Source organism: Gordonia malaquae, assembly GCF_037148075.1.
GTDB classification, from domain to species: domain Bacteria; phylum Actinomycetota; class Actinomycetes; order Mycobacteriales; family Mycobacteriaceae; genus Gordonia; species Gordonia malaquae.
On sequence record NZ_JBBCUB010000001.1, the window covers coordinates 394,328 to 413,828 of the forward strand.

Below are 19,501 nucleotides of genomic sequence, written 5' to 3' on the forward strand. Positions count from 1 at the left end.
ATGAGTGAGCAGTACGACGACCCGGATGTCGGGCTGCTGCCGCTGAGCGCTGCGCAGCGAGGGATGTGGTTCGCCGAGAAATTGTCCGACGGGTATTCGGTCAACACAGCTCAATACTTCGAGCTCCGCCACGAGCCGGGCGGTCTGGACATCGACCTGTTCATGGCCTGCTGCGTCCACGTCGGCAAGACCATGGAGACCCCGTACGCGCGTCTGGTCGAGATCGACGGAATCCCGATGCAGCGAGTCGATCTCGAGTTCGACCAGCACATGCAGCTCGTCGACTTCCGCGACTCCGACGACCCTCGCGGCCTCGCCATGGAGTGGATGCTCGCCGAGTACCGCAGGCCGCTCGACCTCGTGAACGACGAGCTCATCGCATCCGCGGTGCTCCGCATCGACGACACGTGCACCCTCTGGTACACGCGCGCACACCACATCATCCTCGACGGGTACGCCGCGATGGCGATGTCACAACAGGCTTTCACCAGGTACAACGCTTTGCGTCGTGGGGAGGTCCCCGCCGACAAGCCGTCCGCGTCGCTGGAGGAGATCGTCGCCTACGAGGACGCGTACCAGCACAGCAGCAGGAAACAGACCGACCGCGAGCACTGGGCCGGTCGGGTGGCGGACCTTCCCGAACGCGCGACGTTGGCCCACGGCGCGGTGCCTGCACCGCTGTCGTTCCAGAACGTCCTGGTGAGCAACGAACTCCCCGCCGCGCAGCAGGCTCGACTCGCGGAGTTGGCCCGCGAGACCAACAGTTCGATCGCAGTCCTCCTCACGGCGGCGTTCGGCGCGTTCCTGGCGCGGATGAACGGCGCCGACGACGTCGTCCTCACTCTCCCGGTCGCCGCGCGCACCACAGCGAAGATCAAGCGTTCCGGCGGGATGGTGTCGAACGCGGTGCCGATCCGACTCCGGCGCGTGTTGCACGGCACGGTGCGTGATGTGGTCGACGCAGCTCTTCTCGAGCTGACCGGCGCACTCCGTCACCAGCGGTATCGCTCGGAGGACATCCACCGGGACGCCGGTCTCGCAGGCGGGTCCACGACATTCGGGCCGAGCATCAACATGGTGTTCTTCGATGACCAGATCCACGTCGACGGAGCGGAGATCTCGTACCGCATCCTGTCGTCCGGCATCCTCGAAGACCTGCTGATCAACCTGTACCAGGCGAGCGCCTCGTCGCCGGTCGTCGTCGACCTGCACGGGAATCCGCACGCCTACACGCGCGAAGAGCTGACCCTGCACCATCGGCGCTTCATTCAGTTCGTCAGTCGATTCATCGACGACCTCGACGCCGCCGTGTCGGATGTGGACCTGTTCCTGCCGGGCGAACGCGACGTCGTCGACGCGCAGTCGGGCGTCGACGAGGTGGTGACGGCGACCGTCAACGCGGGATCGTCGCTTGTCGACCTGTTCGCGCGGAGTGTCGCCGAACACGCAGACAACACTGCGGTCTCCGACGGCACACGGACCATCGACTACGCCTCGCTCGACGCGCGGTCGGACGCGGTGGCGGCCGGCCTGGCAGCCTCGGGGGTCCTGCCCGGAGACCTCGTCGCGGTAGCCACGGACAGATCGGTCGACTTGGTCACCTCGATTCTGGGAGTGATGAAGGCCGGCGCGGCCTATCTGCCGCTCGACACCACGAACCCGGCCGACCGCCTCCAGTTCATCGTCGCCGACGCCATGCCGTCGGCGGCTATCGTCGACGACACGACGCGGCAGCTGGACCTGTGGCTGTCGGTGCCACCACAAGTGGGCGTCCACACCGTCGCCGATCTCGCCGACCGCGGTGCGGGGGTCGACTTCTCGCATGTCGACACGCCTGCCGATGGCCGGGCATACGTGATCTACACGTCCGGTTCGACGGGCCGCCCGAAGGGCGTCGAGGTGACGCACCGAGACGTCGTCACCCTGATGGACACGGCCGCGAACGACTTCGAGTTCCGGTCGGACGACGTGTGGACGATGTTCCACTCGTACGCGTTCGACTTCTCGGTGTGGGAGCTGTGGGGCCCGCTGCTCACCGGCGGCAGGCTTCATGTGGTGGACCGCCTCCTCGCGCGCGACCCGTCGAGTTTTGTCCGACTGTGCGCCGACGAAGGCGTCACCGTCCTGTCACAGACCCCGTCGGCGTTCTACCAGTTCGCCGAGGCGCGGCGCCACGACCGCGATGTGCGACTGGCGCTCCGGTACATCGTGTTCGGCGGCGAGGAACTCAACTTCGAGTACGTGCGTCGCTGGTTCGACGACTTCCCGGCCGGCACCCCGAGTCGGGAAGGCCAGGGGCCGGTCCTGGTCAACATGTACGGGATCACCGAGACCACCGTGCACGTCACGTTCCGCGAGCTCGATCCTGCGTCGGTGCGAGCCGACGACGCCAGCTTCGTCGGACGGCCGCTCGCGAGCCTCGGCCTGCTGATCCTCGATTCGCGCCTGCGCCCGGTGCCTGCGGGTGTTGTCGGGGAGATGTACGTGACCGGCGGTCAGCTCGCGCAGGGCTACCTGAACCGCCCCGGCCTGTCGTCGGAGCGGTTCGTCGCGAACCCGTTCGGCCCGTCCGGGTCACGCATGTACCGCACCGGTGACCTCGCGCGTCGAACCGGTGACGACATCGCCTACCTGGGACGACGCGATTCGCAGGTTCAGTTGCGCGGTTATCGGATCGAATACGGCGAGATCGAGGCCGCACTGCTGAGTCTGGACGGCGTGGCGGGTGCTGCGGCGTCCGTCGTCGACCTGGCGACGCGCGGCGAGCAACTCGTCGGGTACGTCGTGCTCGAATCGGACGCCGAACTCGACGTTCAGGCGGCCCGGAGTGTCGTCGGACGGGCCGTGCCCGGCTACATGGTCCCCGACCTCGTGGTCGCCGTCGACGAACTCCCTTTGACGGCGAACGGCAAACTGGACCGCAAGGCTCTTCCCGCGCCGGAGCTCGGCGACGTCCAGGACGAGTACGTGGAACCCGCCGACGACCACGAGGCCGCCGTCGCGGCCGTGTTCGCGGACGTTCTCGGTCTCGACCGAGTCGGCGTGACCACGGGCTTCTTCGACCTGGGAGGCAACTCTCTCTCGGCGACCCGCCTCGCGTCGCGGGTGTCCGCCGTTCTCGACTCCGCGGTCTCGGTGCGCGACGTGTTCGAAGCGCCCACCGTGCGCGCACTCGTCGCGGCGACGGCGGGCAACGGACCGGCGGTCCCGCCGGTGACCGCGGTGACTCCGCGTCCCGACATCATCCCGCTCTCGTATCCCCAGACACGCCTGTGGATCCTGAACCGCATCGATCCCGGCACCGCCGCCTACAACATCCCGGGGGCCGCGCACCTGCCCGCCGACACCGACGTCGACGCCATGCGGAGAGCCATCGGCGACGTCGTTCGCCGCCACGAAGCCCTCCGCACCGTGTTCCCGCTGCGCGACGAAGAGCCGATCCAGGACGTCCGGTCGGTCGAGGAGGCCGTCGAGTCCGGTGTCGTCCAGGTGATCGACGTCGCCGAGGACGCGCTCACCGAAGCCGTCACCCGGATCAGTTCGGCCGGGTTCGATCTCGAGCACGAGCTGCCCGCCCGCTTCCAACTGCTGCGTGTGCGGGACGACAACGAGCAGGTCACGTCGTTCGTCCTGGTCGCAGTCGTGCACCACATCGCAGGCGACGGGGCGTCCATCGCGCCGCTGATCCGCGATGTGATGTACGCCTACGGGGCCAATGTCCGAGGCACTGAACCCGAGTGGAGCGTGCTCCCGGTGCAGTACGCCGACTTCACGCTGTGGCAGCGCGACGTGCTCGGCGATCCGTCCGACCCGGCGTCGTTGATCCGCAGGCAGATCGATTTCTGGAGCGCTGAACTCGACGGCCTGCCAGAACTCGCGGCCCTGCCGATCGACCGCCCGCGCCCGTCCCAGCAGTCGGGCGTCGGAGACCGGTTCGACGTCTGGCTCGACGCGGACACCTCCGAAGCGTTGCGCACGATCGCCGCCAGTCAGGGCGTGACCCTGTTCACCGTGTTCCAAGCGATCACGGCGACCGTCATCGCCCGGCTCACCGACTCGACCGACGTCGCGCTCGGCACCGCAGTGCTCGGCAGGGACGACCCGCGACTCGCCGATCTGGTCGGCATGTTCGTCAACACCGTCGTCCTTCGTCACCGCATCGACGAGACCACCGACTTCGGAACGCTCCTCAACGATGCGCACCGCATCCGCGCCCGGGCGCTCGGCAACGCCGACGTCTCATTCGAACAGGTCGTCGACGCGCTCGACGTCCCGCGGTCCACGGACCACTCGCCGCTGTTCCAGGTCGAGCTGGCGATGCAGCAGGACGAGGTCACGTCACTCGTCACCGGTGGCGACGACGTCGGCCTCATCGACGCTCGCACCTCCGCGGTCAAATACGACCTGTCGCTCGCCGTGACCGAGTTCGGTCCGGACGGGGTGCGGCCCCACGCGGTGTCCGTCGAGTTCGCCTACGCCACCGACCTGTTCGACGAGGCGACGGTGGTCCGGATCGCGGACTACTTCCTCCGCATCGTCGGCGACGTCGTCGACGGAGGCGCGGCGACCTCGATGTCGACGCTCCTTCAGTTCACCGACGCCGAGCTCGTACAGGTGTCCGAGTATGCGCTCGGAGAGACCGTCGACGTCCCCGAGTCGACCCTCGCCGATGAGATCGCACGGCAGATCGCCGCGACCCCGAACGCGGTCGCACTCGAGTCGATCGATGCGCGGCTCACCTACGCAGAGTTCGGCGCTCGCGTGAACACGCTTGCACGGCGGCTCATTGCGCGCGGGGTGGGGCCGGACGTCGCAGTCGGGGTCGCAGTGCCTCGGTCGATCGACATGTACGTCGCGATTCACGCGGTCGTCGCCGCGGGCGGACAGTACGTCCCATTGGACGCGGGCGCACCCGCCGACCGGATCGCGTACATGGTGGAGACCTCGGGCGCTCGCCTGGTCCTCGTCGGCGCGGAGGCGGTGTCACTACCGTCCGCCGGTGTCGACACGATCACTGTGACGGCCGAGAGTCTCGCCGACGTCACCGTCGCAGACGCGCAGAGCACACCGATCACCGACGCCGATCGGCTCGCCGCGCTCCACCCCTCCGGCGCCGCGTACACGTTGTTCACGTCCGGTTCGACGGGCCGACCCAAGGGTGTGACGGTGGCCCATTCGGCGATCGTCAATCGTCTCGCGTGGGCGCAGTCCGAGCACCGGTTCACCGCAGACGACGTCGTTCTGCACAAGACTCCGATCACGTTCGACGTCTCGGTCTGGGAGCTGTTCTGGCCGTTGATGACCGGTGCCAGTGTCACGATCGCCGACCCGGGCCGCCACGGTGATCCGCAATACCTGTCGAACCTGATCGACGATGGGGACGTGACGGTCGCGCACTTCGTGCCGTCGATGCTCGCCGCATTCGCCGATGTGCTGGGTGATGCCGGGCTCGCCGCGCTGAGTTCGATGAGGTTGATCGTGACGTCTGGAGAGGCACTCACTCCGGCGGTCGCTCAACGGGTGGTCCGGGTGCTCCCCGGCGTCGAACTCGCGAACCTCTACGGGCCGACGGAAGCCGCTGTCGACGTCACCTGGCATCCGGTGGCGCGAGGCGAGGCCGTCGTCCCGATCGGTCGGCCGGTGTGGAACACCCAGACCAGGGTGCTCGACGAGAGCCTTCGTCCGGTGCCCCAGGGCGTGCCCGGCGAGTTGTACCTCGGCGGAGTCCAGCTGGCTCGCGGGTACGCGGCGCGAGGCGCGCTCACCGCGGAACGGTTCATCGCCGACCCGTTCTCCGACTCCGGCGGCCGCCTGTATCGGACCGGCGACATGGCGCGCTGGAACAACAGCGGCGAGCTCGAGTACATGGGCCGTAACGACTTCCAGGTGAAACTCCGCGGCCAGCGGCTCGAACTCGGCGAGATCGAAGCCGTTCTGGCATCCACTCCGGGCGTGGTGCACGCGGTCGCCACGGTCGCGACGATCGGCGGCGGAGATCACCTCGTCGGCTACTACGCGCCCGACACGGTCCCGACGGACGAACTCAGAGCGGTCGCCGAGAAGGCGTTGCCCGACTACATGAGACCGACCGTCTGGATGCCGCTCGCGGCGATGCCGCTGGGCAGTGCAGGCAAAGCCGACCGCAAGGCGCTGCCTGCGCCTGCACTGGTCAGTCATGGTCACGTCGACGCCCGCACCGACACCGAGAAGATCCTGGCCGAGGTGTTCGCAGACGTCCTCGGCGTCGAACCGGTCAGCGTCGTCGAATCGTTCTTCGATCTCGGAGGAAACTCCCTGTCGGCGACCAAGGTGGCCGCACGCGCATCGGGCCGACTCGGTCGGAAGATCCCCGTCGCAGTCGTGTTCGAGTCGCCCTCCGTGGCAGCGCTCGCCGTCGCAGTCGACGGTCTGCCCGACGCCGAGCTTCGCCCGGCGTTGTCCGGTCGTCCACACGGCGGACGAGGACCGCTGTCGGCGACACAGCGCGGAATGTGGTTGGTCAATCGGGCGGATCCCGACTCGGCCGTCGCCAACGTCGCGATGGCTCTCGACGTCCAAGGTGAGCTCGACGTGCCTGCGATGCGTGCCGCCGTCCGTGATCTGCTCGACCGTCACGAGTCGTTGCGCACCCGCTACCCGTTCGTCGACGGCGACGCGCGCCAGGAGGTTCTCGCGACGGCGGAGGCCTACAGCACTCTCGAGTTCGTCGAGCAGACGATCGACGGCGACGTCGACCAAGCGATCGGACGCATCACCGGTCGAGGATTCGACGTGAGCGCCGCACCCCCGGTTCGGTTCACCATCCTCGAATCCGGCCCGACGTCACACGTGCTGGTCGTGGTGGTGCACCACGTGGCGATCGACGGAGCGTCCCTGCTGCCGTTGGCACGAGATGTGATGGTGGCCTACGACGCCCGCGCCCGCGGAACACGACCCGATTGGGCGCCCCCGGCAGTGCAGTACCTCGACTACGCGACGTGGCAGAACGACTGGCTGGCGTCGGTGCACGGCGGTCGCAGCCAAGAACAGATCCAGCTCGACTACTGGGCGGAGCGGCTCTCGGGTGCGCCCGCGGAACTGTTCCTGCCGACCGACCGGCCCAGACCGAAGTCGCCGAGCTTCCACGGCGCCGACGTGCGATTCGAACTGGCCGCCGACGTCGTCGAACGCATCGAGTCGGTCGCGCGTGCACACCACGCGACACCGTTCATGGTGCTGCAGTCGGCGTTCGCCGTGCTGCTGTCGCGTCTCACCACCCAGCGCGACGTCGTCATCGGCACACCCGTCGCCGGGCGCGGCGACCGCGCACTCGACGACGTGATCGGAATGTTCGTCAACACCCTCGCCCTGCGCACCCAGGTGAACGACGAGGAGAAGTTCTCCGAGATGCTGTCGCGTGTGCGGACCGAAGACCTCGCGGACATGGGTCGCTCCGACGTGCCGTTCGACGCAGTCGCAAGCCGGGTGGTCCCCACACCGTCGGCGTCGTACAACCCGGTCTACCAGGTGCTGTTCGCTTATCAGAACTTCTACTTCCCGACGCTCGAACTCGCCGGACTCACAGTGAGCCCGGTGTCCGAGCAGGTCCTGCCCGCAAAGGCCGACTTGCAGCTGACCCTGTTCCCGTCGCCTCCGGGCAGCGAATCAGGCGTTCCGATGGGCGGTCAGTTCCTCTATGCGACGGACCTGTTCGACGAGGCGACGGTTCAGACGTTCGCCGAACGATTCGTCGCCGTTGTCGAGCAGATCGCCGACAACGCTCAGATCCGCGTCGCGGACATCTCGATCCTGACCGAGTCGGAGAACCAGCCGGTCGAGGACGAACCCGCGGTGCAAGAGGCATTGCCCGACTTGGTGGAGAGGGCTTCGGCTGCGGCGCCCTCTGCGGAGGCGGTGACTCACGACGGGATATCGGTCACGTTCGAATCGCTCGGCGCGATGACCGCGGTGATGGCCGCGGCCCTGCCGGATCGCGATTCCGCGCTCACCACCGCATTGATGAGCCTGCTGCCGACAGTCGCGCCCGCGGGGCCCGAGGTGTTCGGAACAGTGCTGGAGAATCTACGTAGGAACGCCGAATCGGTGACGGAATCGATCACCGTCGGCACGAGGGAACGGAGCGATCACACGTGACCGAGGGCGGTAAGGGAATGGAAGTCCTGTCTCGAACCTGGGGCGGACGACCTTCGACACCGGACTTGGTCGCGGCGGCCGCTCACCTGGCGCCCGCGGCCGTGGCGTTCGAGGGGGCGGGCGGTCCCGTTCTCTTCGCGACACTGAACGCACAGGTCTCCGTGACCGCGGGTGTGCTCGCAGCGCAGGGCATCGACACGGAGGCCGCCGTCGGCGGCGCGGTGACCCCGCACCTCGGCATCGCCGGACTCGCCCCGACTGAGATCGCGGATGCGATGGCGACGGCGGTCGCGACGATTCGTTCCGCTGCTCTGGCGCTCGTCGGGACTGACGATCTCGCGACTCTGCCCGGGCTCTTCGCGTCGGCTGCTCACCGGTTCGGCTCGCGGCCCGCGGTCACTGACGGCACCGGTCGCACGCTCACGTACACCGAACTCGATGCGGCGTCCGACGCCGTCGCGCGCTCGCTCGTCGCCGCGGGCGCCGTCCCGGGAAGCGTCGTCGGACTCGCCACCGCGCGCACCGCTGATGTCGCGGTCGCGATCCTGGGAGTCCTCAAGGCCGGTGCCGCGTACCTGCCGATCGACGTGTCCCACCCGGCCGACCGCCTCGGATACGTGGTCGGGGAGGCTCGACCTCTCCTGATCGTCGCCGACGCCGACCAACACGAAGCGCTCGGTTTCCTCAACACTCGCCTGGCCACTGTCGCCGACCTCAGTGCACCGGTCGACGCCGAACTGCCGACCATCGATCCGGCGTCCGCCGCCTACATGATCTTCACCTCGGGCTCCACCGGTCGACCCAAAGGTGTCGTCGTCGAGCACCGCAATGTGGTGGCGCTGATGTCGTCGGCGCAGCTCGGGTTCGACTTCGACGAGAACGACGTGTGGACGATGTTCCACTCGTACGCCTTCGACTTCTCCGTCTGGGAGTTGTGGGGACCGCTTCTGTCGGGCGGCAGGCTCGTCATAGTCGACCGCGACGTGGCGCGCGCGCCTGCCGAGTTCGTCCAGCTCTGCGCAACCGAAGGCGTCACGGTTCTGTCGTTGACGCCGTCGGCGTTCTATCAGTTCGCCGACGCCCGGCGTCGCGCACCCGACCTGGACTTCGCACTCCGATACCTGGTGTTCGGCGGCGAGGCGCTCGGGTTCGAATACGTCCGACGCTGGTACGAGGACTTCCCGAGCTCGCCCGGCCCCGTGCTGGTCAACATGTACGGCATCACCGAGACGACGGTGCACACAACGATCCGCGTCCTCGACCCGGAGATCGCGGCGGCCGCGCGTGGTTCCGATGTCGGCGGGGGACTGCCCGGCCTCACTGTTCGCCTCCTCGACGCGCGCCTGCAGCCGGTGCCCGACGGGGTGCCGGGTGAGATCTATGTGAGCGGCCCACAGGTGACGCGCGGCTATCTCGGCCGTCCAGACCTGACGTTCTCGCGATTCGTCGCCGATCCGCTCGGCGTTCCAGGTGACCGCATGTACCGCAGTGGTGACGTCGGCATCTATCGGGACGGCGTCCTCGAGTACGTCGGCCGCTCCGACGACCAGGTGCAGCTCCGCGGCTTCCGTGTTGAACTCGGAGAGGTCGAGTCCGCGCTCTTGGCCGTCGACGGCGTCGACGGCGCCGCCGCCACCGTCAAATCGGGCGGCGAAGGACTCGAGATGCTGGTCGGGTACGTCGTGCCCGCTGCAGGCGTCACGCTCGATCCGGCACAGATCCGTTCCGCGGCCGGTGCGACCGTTCCCGGCTACATGGTCCCCGACTCGATCGTCGTGATGGAGGCGCTGCCGCTGACGGTCAACGGCAAGCTCGATCGCGCGGCGCTGCCCGAACCCGACCGTGACCTCGCAGCCGAGTACGTCGCCCCGGAGACAGCCGACGAAGTGCTGCTGGCAGGCATCTTCGCAGACGTGCTCGGCGTCGACGAGGTCGGCGTCACCACCTCGGTGTTCGACCTCGGCGGCAACTCGCTCGCTGCCGCGCGCATCGTCGGACAGGCGTCGGAGGAGCTCGGCGTCGACGTGACGGTCCGCGACCTGTTCGAGGCCCCGACAGTCCGTGAACTCGCGGTGATCGTCCGCGGAAAGACTGAGGGTCTCCCGCCGATCGACGCCGTCGCCGTCCGCCCTGACGTGATCCCGCTGTCACTCGCGCAGCAGCGCATGTGGTTCATCAACCGCTTCGACCCCGAGTCCGCGGCCTACAACATCCCGCTGGTCCTCCGGATCCGGGGCGGCCTCGACGTCGACGCGTTGAGCACCGCTGTCGGCGACGTGCTCGGCCGACACGAGGTGCTGCGCACCACCTACACGACTGTCGACGGCAGTGGCGTGCAGGTGATCGCCGCGTCCGCGGACGCGCTCGACCGACTCGACTGGGCGGCGACCGACGAAGCCGGACTGTACTCGGCCGCGTCGACCGGATTCGACCTCGCGACGTCGTTCCCGATCCGCGTCCGACTCCACTCGACCGCCGACGAGACCGTCGTGGTGCTCGTGCTTCATCACATCGCGTTCGACGGCGAATCGTTCGCACCGCTGGTCACCGACCTCACCGAGGCGTACCGTGCCCGGTCGACGGGTGGACAGGCGCGTTCGGAGATCGCGGCGCTGTTGGAACCGCTGCCCGTCCAGATCGCCGACTACGCGCTGTGGCAGCGCGGTGTGCTCGGCGCCGCCGACGACCCCGAGTCGATGATCGGCTCACAGCTCGACTACTGGTCGGGGCAGCTCGACGGTCTCGCAGGTGTGCCGACGCTCCCGACCGACAAATCCCGTCCCGCGCACCCGTCGTACCGCGGCGGCCGCCTGGACTTCGACGTCGACGAATCGATCTCGGGTCGGGTCGCCGAGCTGGCACGCACCACCAACTCGACACCGTTCATGGTCGCGCACGCGGCACTCACCGTTCTGTTGGCTCAATTGTCGGCCGACGCCGACGTGGCGGTCGGCACGCCGATCGCGGGCCGCGGCCAGTCGGTCCTCGACCCGATGATCGGCATGTTCGTGAACACGCTGGTCCTGCGCACCACTGTGGATCCGGATCAGAGCTTCCTCGATCTGATCGAGCGAGTCCGCAGCACGGACCTCGGGGCCTTCGCGAACGCTGACGTCCCGTTCGAGTCGGTCGTCGACAGGGTCGACCCGGTGCGGTCGGAGGCCTTCGCTCCGCTCGCGCAGGTCTGGCTGTCCTTCGACCAGACGTCCGTTCCGGGACTCGCGGGCGGAGGGCTGGGCACTGTCGACATCGACGGTCTGCAGATCACCGTCGCCGAGCCCGACGAGGTCACAGCGCGCGTCGACCTCACCGTCGGCATCACCGACCACGGCGACGGCTGGCGCGGGCATCTCCTGTACGCCACCGACCTGTACGAACAGGCCGGCGCCGCGCTCTTCGCCGACCGCTTCGTACGCGTCCTCGACGCCCTGACCGCGGATCCGAGCGCTGCGGTCGGCAGTGTGTCCGCGACAGGCTCCGACGAGCGAGCCGAGCTCGACTCCTGGTCGGCCGGTCCGGCGCAGGACCGCGTGGAGCACACCGTCGACACGCTGCTCACCGCAGCGGTCGAACAGAGTTCCGCCGCGATCGCGGTGCTCACCGAGCACTCGACGTTCACCTACGCCGAGTTCGGTGCGCGCGTCAACACGCTGGCTCGTGAACTGATCGGCGCCGGGGTGGGTCCGGACACCGCCGTCGGTGTTGTCATCGGCCGGTCGGCCGAACAGCTGATCGCCGTCCACGCGGTGATCGCGGCCGGCGGCCAGTACGTCCCGATCGATCCGGACACTCCCGCCGCGCGTGTCGCAGACATGGTCGACGTCGCCGGTGTCACGACAGCTCTCGTCGGACCGGATGCGGCACAGCTTCCGTCGCACGTCAGCACCCGCCGAGTCGACGCGTCAGGTGACGCGCCGGCAGATCCGGGCCCGGTGACCGACGACGACCGCACGGCGCCGCTGCGCCCCGAGCATGCCGCGTACACCCTGTTCACGTCGGGATCAACGGGCGTGCCGAAGGGCGTCACCGTCTCCCATCGTGCGCTGGGGACACTCCTCACGTGGTTCGGCGGCACTCTCGGCGACCCCGCCGACGAGCGAGTCCTCGTCAAGACACCGTTCACGTTCGACGCGTCCGTGTGGGAACTGTTCTGGCCGCTCACCTCCGGCGCGACCGCAGTGGTCGCCGGACCGGAGGGCCATCGCGACCCCGGCTACCTGCGGCGCCTCGTCGAGCAGACGTCCGCCACAACGGTCCAATTCGTCCCGTCGGTCCTCGCCGTGTTCCTCGAGGACGGCAGTGGAGACGTCTCCTCCCTGCGAACCGTGTTCACCGGCGGTGAGAGCCTCACCCCAGCTCTGCTTGACCGCGCACTGGCAAATCTGCCCGGCGCGTCGGTCGTCAACCAATACGGTCTCACCGAGGCCGCGGTCGACTCGACGACACGCACGTACCGCGAAGCCGCGGACGTCGTCACGATCGGTGCGCCCGCTCCCGGCTCCGGTGTGCTCATCCTCGATGCGCGTCTGCGCCCGGCGCTGCCCGGCGTCCGCGGCGAGCTGTACGTGACCGGTGATCAGCTCGCGCGCGGATACGCGTCCGCAGCGGAACTGACCGCGGCCCGATTCGTGGCGGACCCTTTCACCACTGGGGCCCGGATGTACCGCACCGGCGACCTCGCGCGCTGGACGGCGTCCGGGGAGATCGAGTACCTCGGCCGCACTGACTTCCAAGTGAAACTCAACGGTCAGCGACTCGAGCTCGAAGACGTCGAAGCCACGATCGCCGGTGCGCCGGGCGTGGCTCAGTGCGCTGCAGCCGTCGTCGGCGGCCCGGCGGGGGACCACCTCGTCGCGTATCTGACCGGTGTCGACGCCACCGGTCTGTCGTCGGTCAAGGAGTTCGCCGCCGACCGATTGCCGGTGTACATGCGCCCGACCGTGTGGACGCTCCTCGACGCTCTGCCGTTGGGCGCCTCCGGCAAGGTCGACCGATCCGCACTGCCCGCGCCAGAGGTGTCGGCAGCGGAGAGCGTCGCCGCCGACGGCGCGCAGGAAGAGGCAGTCGCCGCGGTCTTCGCAGAACTCCTCGGCGTCGCGACGGTGTCTGTCACCGAGTCGTTCTTCGACCTCGGCGGCAATTCGCTCGCCGCGATGCGGTTGGCGTCGCGCGTTTCGGAAGCACTCGGGGCACAAGTGTCGGTCCGGGACGTCTTCGACGCTCCGAGCGTTCGCGATCTCGCCGCGGTCGCCGTGTCGGCGGCCGGTGCGCTGCCCGCGGTGACGGCCGTCGACCCGCGTCCCGCGACGATCCCGCTGTCGTTCCAGCAGCAGCGCATGTGGTTCATCAACCAGTTCGACCCGACGTCGCCCGCGTACAACATGCCGATCCCGCTGCGGGTGACCGGTGGACTCGACCTCGTCGCACTGCGTCGGGCCTTCGCGGACGTGATCGAGCGGCACGAGGTGCTCCGAACCGTCTTCACCACCGTCGACGGGGCGCCCCTCCAACAGATCGGCGATGCGACCACTGCATTCGACGAACTCGACTTCGCGCTCGTCGACACCGCTGATCAACTCGCCGCAGCCGCGGCCACCGGCTTCGACGTGTCCGTCGACCGCCCGATCCGCGTCCGCGTACAGCGGGTGACCGACGACGAGCACGTCATCCTCACGGTCCTCCACCACATCGCGGCCGACGGCGAGTCGATGCGCCCGTTGGTGATCGATCTGTTCGCCGCATACGCGGCGCGCGTCGAAGGCGCCGTCCCCGAGCTCGGGTCGCTGCCGGTACAGGTGGCCGACGCCGCGCTGTGGCAGCACACGGTTCTCGGCGATCCGTCAGATCCGGGCTCGGTGCTGCACCGTCAACTCGACTACTGGCGGACCGCCCTCGCCGATCTCCCCGACGTCCTCGACCTGCCATCGGATCGCCCGCGACCCCAGGTGGCGTCCCAGCGGGGCGGGCAGATCGACTACACGATCCCCGCCGCGCTCGGCGACCGGATCCGTGAGGTCGCGCACCAGTCCGGCGTCACGCCGTTCATCGTGCTCCATGCGGGCCTTTCGGTCCTGCTGGCGAGGTTGTCGGCCACCGACGACATCGCGATCGGAGTGCCCGTCGCGGGCCGCGGCGACGCCGCGCTCGACGACGTGATCGGCATGTTCGTCAACACGCTCGTCCTTCGCGCGCAGATCGATCCGGCGACGCCGTTCGCCGACCTCCTCGGGGAACTGCGGACCGTCGACCTCACCGCGTTCGACAACGCAGACGTGCCCTTCGAAGTCCTCGTCGAGCACCTGGACCCGATCCGCTCGCAGGCGTTCGCGCCGCTCGCCCAGGTGTGGTTGTCGGTCAACGAGTCGAATGCCGCCGCGCGCCTCGACGGACACGAGGTCGCCGGCCTCGTCGTCGAACCGCTGGAGGCCGCTCCCGAACCCGCCAAGGTCGACCTGCTGTTCGGCGTTGATCTCGCGCCGACCGACCACGACTGGCACGGCTGGATCGCGTTCGCCGAAGACCTCTTCGACGGACTCACAGTCAGAGTCTTCGCTGAGCGGCTCGTCGACCTGCTCGGCGGTCTGCTGACCGACGTGAATCGTCCCGTCGGCGACGCGGTGATCCTCACCGACGACGACGCCGCCGTCATCAGCGAGATGTCGCAGGGATACGTGGTGGATCTGACCGATCCGCAACTCGCCGATCGACGCGTGGACGGAACACTCGCAGACCTGCTGCCCGGCGCAGTCGAACGCTTCGGCGACGAGATCGCCGTGGTCGGCGACGGCCGCGACCTCACGTACACCGAGCTGTTCGACCGAGTGAACGTGTTGGCCCGCGAGCTGATCGCAGCCGGTGTCGGCCCGGACGTCGCGGTCGGCATCGCCACCCCGCGGTCGCTCGAGATGGTGCTCGCGATCTATGCGGTGACCACCGCGGGCGGTCAGTACGTCCCCATCGCCGTCGATGCTCCCGCCGACCGGATCCGGTACATGCTCGACGTCTCCGGCGCCGCGGTGCTGCTGACCGCCGACCACACGCCGATCCCGGCGGCGCACGACGCCGCGGACGCCGCCGGACTGACGCGCATCGCGATCAGCGCGACGGCGCCCCTGAGTGCGGCCCGAGGAGCGATCACCGACACCGACCGCCTCGCGCCGCTGCGCCTCGACAATGCGGCGTACACGCTGTTCACATCGGGGTCCACCGGACTGCCCAAGGGCGTCACGGTGTCGCACCGATCGGTGATGTCACAGCTGACGTTCGACCAGGACTTCTATTCGTTCGAGAACTCGGACGTGTACCTGCAGGTCCTCGACTACACCTTCGACCCGTCCGTCCTCGAGTTCTTCCGCCTGGCCTTCGACGGCGGTCGGATGATCATGATGAAGCCCGGCGAGCACCGCGACCCGTGGGCACTGCAGCAGTACATCGTCGATCACCGGGTCACCTCGATCGTCCTCGTCCCGTCGATGCTCGCGTCGATGGTCCGAGAGCTCGGTGCGGGCGACTGGATGTCGAGTGTTCGCTACGTGCACACCGGTGGCGAGGCCCTCAGCCCCGCCGGAGCCGAAGCAGTCTTCGCGAACTGGCCTCACCTGCAGTTGTTCAACCAGTACGGGCCGACTGAGGCCACGATCTACGCGACGATCGCGAACATCCGCCAGGGCGAGGCGACGGTGCCGATCGGTGTGCCGGCGTGGCACACCACCGGGCACATCCTCGACTCTCGCCTCCAACCGGTTCCCGTCGGTGTGCAGGGCGAGCTGTATCTCGGTGGCGATCACGTGGCGCGCGGATATGCACGACGTCCCGAATTGACGGCCGAGAGGTTCGTCGCCGATCCGTTCGGCGAACCGGGTGAGCGCCTGTACCGCACCGGCGACCAGGCGATGTGGAACCCGAACGGCGAGATCGAATACCTCGGCCGCAACGACTTCCAGGTGAAACTGCGTGGTCAGCGCATCGAGCCGGGTGAGATCGAGGCGGTCCTCGCCGCAGCACCGGGCGTGCTGCACGCGGCGGTCACCGTCGCCGCCACTCCCACCGGCGGTGACGTCCTCGTCGCGTACATCGCAGGCGACACCGACCGACCAGCGCTCGAGGCGTACGCCGCAGAGAAACTGATGGCGTACATGCAGCCGTCGCTGTGGATGATCGTCGACGAGATGCCGCTGAGCACGGCGGGCAAGGTGGACCGCAAGGCACTGCCCGCGCCCGACTTCGCGGGCATGCAGCAGGGATACGTCGAACCGGTCGGCGACGCGGAGCGGACGCTCGCGGCGATCGTCGCGGGTCTGCTGGGGCTCGACCGGGTCAGCGTCACCGAGAGTTTCTTCGCACTCGGCGGCGACTCGATCATGTCGATCCAGCTCGCATCCGGCGCCCGTGCGGCCGGGCTGGACCTGTCGCCCAGGGAGATCTTCGAACTCCGCACAGTCCGGGCGATGGCCGAGGCAGTCGCCGACGGCACCGGACTCGAACCCCTCGACGAGCCGCTCGGCGGCGGCCGTGGACTCCTTCCGCTGCCGGTCGGCGCCGCGTGGATGATCGAACACGCCGACACCGCATCCGACTTCGCGGACTTCTCGCAGTCGATGGTGCTGCGGGCTCCTGCGGGCATCACCGTCGACGAGGTCGCCGTCCTGCTGGACGCCGTCGTCGCCGCACACCCGATGCTGTCGTCGACGCTGCACACCGACGCGCTCGGCGACTGGGTGCTCAAGGCCGGAGGCGGATTCGATCCGGCCGCCGCCGTCACCGCCCATCCCACCGACGCCGCCGTCGGCACTTCTGCGTTCGGTGACGCGCTCACCGCGGCGTTCACACAGGCGAGCGCCGACCTCGACCCGGAGACCGGTCGGCTCGTCCGCGCCGCGCTCGTCTCCGACCCCTCCGGCGCGGGCCGCCTGGTCGTCGTGATCCATCACCTCGGCGTGGACGCCGTCTCGTGGCGCGCGATCATCGAAGACCTCGTCACCGCACGTGCGCAGCAGGCCGACGGCCGCCCGATCGATCTGCGCGCGGAGGTCACCTCCGCGCGGGCCTGGACGACGGCCCTCGTCGACCGCGCCGACCGCCATCACACAGAACTGGACTTCTGGCTGGAACGTTCACCCGAGCAGACCACCGACTTCGGCACTCCGCTCGACCGTGCACGCGACCGTGTCGCGACCACCGCGTCGCAGGTCCACACGGTGCCGTCAGCCGTCACCGAGGCGCTCCTCACCACCGTTCCCGAAGCGTTCCACACCGGTGTCGACGACGCCCTGCTCGCCGCGCTCGGCCGCGCTGTCCGCGGCTGGCAGTCCGTGCGCGACATCACCGACGATGCGCCCGTCACCGTCCTCGTCGAAGGACACGGCCGATACGAGGAGACCGTCGAGCGCGGTTCCGACCCGCGACGCGCGGATCTCTCAAGGACCGTCGGCTGGTTCACCAGCATCGCGCCCGTCCGTCTGCCGGACGCCGACGACGCGGTTCACGCGGTGAAGGCGGTCAAGGAGGAGCTGCGTGCCCGCCCAGACCACGGGATCGGGTACGGCGTGCTCCGCTATCAGCACCACACCGAGCTGGCGAAGCGCCCGCTTCCGGCCGTGTCGTTCAATTACCTCGGCAATGTCGCCGGCGACACGGCGGGGGACAGCGCAGTCGATCTGCTGCCTGACATCGTCGCACCACGCCTGCCTGCCACGGTCTCCGGAGGCATGGCGACGTCGTCGGTCCTCAACATCACGGTCGGAACCGGCGCAGGCGCCGCCGGTCGCGAGTTCTCCATCGAGATCGCCCACCCGACCGCGGTGCTCGACGAGGCGGCCGTCGCCGACCTCGCCGACCGGTGGATCGCCGAGCTGACCACGATCACCGAGGCGGTCGCCGACGGCGACGTCGGCCTCTCGCCGTCCGACGTCCCCGGTGCCGCGCTCACGCAGGCCGACCTCGACCATGTCGCGCAACGTCATCCGGGGGCGACGATCTGGCCGCTGACTGCGCTGCAACACGGCCTTCACTTCCAGGCCGAGCTCGCCGAAGCAGGCCGCGATGAGGGCGCCGTCGACGTGTACGTCGCGCAGTCCGTCATCACGCTCGGCGGCGACGTCGACGTGCAACGGCTGCAGGACGCCTCTCGCGGACTGCTTGCGGGCCACGCGGTGCTGCGATCGTCGTACCTCCGGACTCCGAGCGGCGCCGTCGCAGCGGTGGTCCCCGAGACCGTCGACGTGCCGTGGACCGTGGTCGACGGCGGCCCCGAGAGCGTCGAGGCGCTGGCCGCCGCCGAGCGGGTGAAACCGTTCGACCTGTCGCATGCGCCGCTCATCCGCTTCGTGCTGGTGAACGGCGCCGACAGCCGGCACCTCATCGTCACCAACCACCACATCGTGCTCGACGGCTGGTCGGGACCGTTGGTGCTCGCCGACATGCTTGCGCTCTATGCCACCGGTGGCACGTTCACCGAGACCACCGGCGTCACTGCCGACTTCGGCGACTATCTGGCCTATCTTGCGACGGCCGACAAGGCAGACGGCCTCGCGGCCTGGGCGCCCGTGCTCGCGGGAGCGACCAACCCGACTCTCGTCGCTCCCGGCAGGCAGGCCACCGCGGCTGACCTCCCGCGGGATCGATCCGTCCTGCTCGACGAGGAGCTCACCGCCGAGATCGGCGAGTTCGCACGCCGGCGCGGCGTCACCACGTCGACGGTCCTGCAGTTCGCGTGGGGAGTGCTGCTGTCGCGCATCACCGGCACGCAGACCGTCGCGTTCGGTGAGACCGTGTCCGGACGCCCCGCCGACCTTTCCGGCGTCGAATCGATCGTCGGCCTGTTCATCAACACGCTTCCGGTCGTCGTCGACGTAGACCCGACCGCGTCCATCGCCGACGTGATCAGCCGTCTGCAGGCGGCGAAGGTCTCGGTGCTCGACCACCAGCACCTCGGTCTGCCTGAACTGCTGTCGCTGACCGGTGGCGGACAGTTGTTCGACACGCTCGCCGTGCACGAGTCGTACCCGGTCAACACCGAGTCGCTCACCGGACGAGACCTCGGCGGGCTGACCGTCGACGGTGTCGACGTGGTCGACGCGACCCACTACCCGCTGACTCTGGTCACCGGCGAGGCGGGCGCATCCATCGAGGTGAAGCTGAAGTATCTGCCGTCGGCGTTCGACGACGCGCAGGCGGAGGTCTTCGTGGAGGCGTTGCGTCGGATTCTGGCAGCTGTGGTGGCCGATCCCGATGCACTCGTCGTGTCGATTGGTCTGGCTGATCAGTCGGGTTATGTCGATTCGTTGATTGCGCCGGTGGTGTCGACGGTGAATGCGGGTCGGAGTCTGGTGGATCTGTTCGCCGACTCGGTTGTCGCGTTCGGTGCGAA

Annotated in this window: 2 protein-coding genes (1 of these 2 only partly in view); both read left to right on the forward strand. The window is 68.7% G+C overall.

The genetic code is table 11. The features are described 5' to 3' along the window. Complete coding sequence (locus WFK36_RS02085; protein ID WP_336789251.1) at positions 1-8,133, forward strand: amino acid adenylation domain-containing protein; 8,133 nt, start codon at positions 1-3, stop codon at positions 8,131-8,133. Then, positions 8,130-19,501, forward strand: partial view of a non-ribosomal peptide synthase/polyketide synthase gene (locus tag WFK36_RS02090; RefSeq protein ID WP_336789253.1) — the start only. The gene runs 28,507 nt beyond the window's last position; 11,372 of the gene's 39,879 nt are visible here — the first part of the coding sequence; the start codon lies at positions 8,130-8,132; its stop codon lies off the right edge, out of view. The genes WFK36_RS02085 and WFK36_RS02090 overlap by 4 nt, the downstream gene beginning before the upstream one ends.

Coding starts and splice junctions, on each gene's coding strand:
- WFK36_RS02085 (WP_336789251.1), top strand. CDS start 1: ATGAGTGAGCAGTACGACGACCCGGATGTCGGGCTGCTGCCGCTGAGC.